At 54.4% G+C, this 3043-nt stretch carries 2 protein-coding genes; both read right to left on the reverse strand.

Translation table 11 applies throughout. From position 1 onward, the window contains the following. Positions 1-500: 500 nt before the first annotated feature. On the reverse strand, positions 501-2126 hold the full coding sequence (locus VK738_14025; protein HTD23772.1) for a hypothetical protein: 1626 nt from the start codon (positions 2124-2126) through the stop codon (positions 501-503). A 284-nt stretch (positions 2127-2410) separates the two neighbouring features. Next, positions 2411-2635, reverse strand: coding sequence for a DsrE family protein (locus VK738_14030; protein HTD23773.1), 225 nt, complete (start codon positions 2633-2635; stop codon positions 2411-2413). Between the last annotated feature and the right edge of the window lie 408 nt (positions 2636-3043).

Here is a 3043-nt window from a genome sequence, read left to right on the forward strand (position 1 = left end):
CTACGGGAACCAGCGTTTCCTGTCCCAGATCTGGGTGAACGGAGAAACCCGCGGGCATCAACTTCCGAAGAGTAGTCGCGAAAAGGAGGTAGCTAAAGACATGGCGCGCAGTCTCCCACAGGAACGAGTGGAGGTGCTGGCAAGACTTCAGTAGTTGCGCATTCCAAACAAAGAAGGGCGCGCTTAAACTGTGCCCTTCTTCCTTTTTTTGCCCCGAATTGGAAAGGCCGCCAAGGCCGCGGAGCCCCATGTTTTCAGCAGGAGTGCCAAATCGCAGGAGGTGATTCTTCAACCTACTGATTTTGAATCAGCAACCCACAGATCAATGGTTTCAATGGTTTCCCAAGCATTTTCGTGAACACAAACAGGCAGATTTGGGCACGGTTGTTACGAACTTTGTTACGAAGTTTTCGAGCTGGATTCGCGTGGGAATTTTCAACATCATGATCTATTGCTTTCCGGTTGCCCGTGAATTTGCGAGAAGCGCGGTGGACAGTAGCTCACAGATCTGCGATTTCAAGTGGTACGTCTGCGTTTCTCCAGGCGGCTTCAAATTCTCTTCCAACCTCTTCCATGCTGGAAATCCTTTTTTGGGCTTCCAGGCTCTTCAGCAGACCGAAAAGCGAACGTGGATTTCGCGGGTATTGTCCTAGATCAGCGCGAAACACAGCTTCCGCCCGCTCCGATTGCCGATTCAGCAGCAATGCGGCACCTAGGGACTCGCGGACTGGATAAAACCATTCCGGCGGCTCACCATAATTAAGTCTGTCCTCGATTTGCACGGCCTGCTCCCAATACTTGATTGCCGCCTCATGGTCGCCTTTTGCAGTGGAAATCCGAGCATCCAAGACGTTCGTGGCAAGGTCCAAAAAGGTTTGTGCCTTGTTGAAAAAGAAACTGAACTCCACATCGGCAGGCGTTTCTTTACGTACATTTTCCAGAATTTTTCGCTCGGCTTCTGCCATCGCAACCTGTCCCTTCGCGGCAAACGCAGCTCCGCGTGCGAAATGCCAGAAACCCGTCGTCATGGACAGGCTCGGGTTAGGTGGAGGCAGCTTCAGGACTTCATCCCAGCGATGGAAGCGCACTAGTACGAAAATTGGATAGGGAGCGTAGACCTCCGCTATAGGCATGTCATGCAGCATGGGAGCGACGTGAACAGCCAACTGGTCAGCAGCTTTCTTTGCGCGCGCAAAATCGCCCTCCATGCTGTAGCTGGCGGCCAGGAAGTGAAGATTGTGGCAGTAATACATCATGTCGTACATGCTGCCGGTTGTGCCGCTCTCCCGCAGATATGCACGATCAGCATCTGCCCCAGCTGCATTGCTGTGGGCCGCTGCCGAATAGTCTCCTACACGCATATAGGTATGCGCGGGCATATGGACCAGATGCCCGGCCGCCGGTGCGAGAGTTTCCAAACGCCTTGCACTGGAGAGGGCCCACTCCGGATGGGGCGACGCTTCCGTGGCATGGATGTAATAGTGATTTGCACCAAGGTGATTCGGATCGCGCCGCAACACGGATTCGAGCACGGCAAGGATTTCTTCTGTTCCTTGGGTCGGACGGCCGTCGAGGCTCCAGAGCTTCCAAGGGTGCAGATCCATCAGGCTCTCCGCATAGAGCGTCGCAACATCGAGGTCATCTGGATAATGCTTCGTGAGCTCTCGCATCGCAATCGCATATTCCGTGTCGAGTTTCCTCAAATCAGCTTTGGGATCATCCGAGTAGCGTTTGGCCAAGGCTTGAATGTAGTCGCGCTCCCGTTCCGTCGCCCCGGACGCGAGTGACAACGCCTTCTGCTCGGCTTCGTACGCGGCTTTTTCATGCGGTGGATCGAGATCACTGTTATTGATGCACGGACCCAGCGCCAGTGCCATACCCCAAAACGCCATCGCTGACTGAGGGTCCAACGCCGCAGCTCGCCGGAACGAACTGGCGGCTTCTTCGTGGTTGAACCCGAAGACGAGTGTCAGTCCCTGATCGAAAAAGCGCTGCGCCTCGGGGCTTTTCGTGGAGATCGTGTGATGATGTTGACCCAGTCCTGCTATTAAAACTTCGGGCTTGGGATGAGCGGATAACGAACCGATCGCCAGCAGAAGCACAAAGAACGACGCCAGATGTTTCATTCAACTCTCCGGTGTTTAGAGGAGCTACGAGTCCCGCTAACACCCGAATAATTTCAACTGCTCGTATTACGCAAGCGGGCAGAATTTACGTGCTAGTTTCACCGCGCATAAAGAGCAGAAAAGCCGCCAAACAGGGCGGCTCCCCGACAGCATCTGCGGCTTCATTCACTGATGACGTGGTCGGCACATTCCACCAGCGAAACGTAGATCGGAACCGTGCCCCATTGCGCGTTCCAACTGCTCGAGTCTGCCTCCGTGACCCTACGGGCCGAGGAGTGGGCTCCTCAAGAAAACACTGGGATTCTTTTGGCTACCACCTTCGCCATCGTCTCGCTCAGCGGAGGCCATCCGATGGGCTTGACCATATCGACCGTAGCCTTGCGCATGAGGTACGTAGCGTCGTGAGTGAGAAATATCGGCACGTCATGCCCGGCATCGGCCAGCGCGAGCCCGTACGAAAAAACAAAGGATGCGCGGGTCGGCTCATCCGTTCTCCAAGAACTCCTCATCAAAATGTGCTGTTTCTTCTTGGGCCCTGAGGTTGCTGAGTCTGCGCCTCGCTGTTAGCAGCGGCAGTGGCCCCTGCGGCGAGGGCGCCGGCAGCCAATAGGGTCGACTTTTCAAGTTTCGGCGGGTTGCCATACTCCATCTCCCGCAATTGGCAGGACTCTACACGAGCCACCGACTGATTTACAACTATTTCTAAGGTTCGCATAGAATCCATCGGTCCACAGCAATCGATGCGTACCAAAGTGGAGAAACCAATGCCGTCGAATCAGGTTAAACAAATCTGTTCAAGCCTTTTGAATTGGGGGCTCATCGATGACCTGAGATGCTACTGACGGCTGCTAGGGCTGTATCACTTAACAGTTGGCCGATTTAAAAGCGTGATTGGTCATTTACTGCGCGCCTCAGAT

Source organism: Terriglobales bacterium, assembly GCA_035487355.1.
Taxonomy (GTDB): Bacteria; Acidobacteriota; Terriglobia; order Terriglobales; family Acidobacteriaceae; genus QIAW01.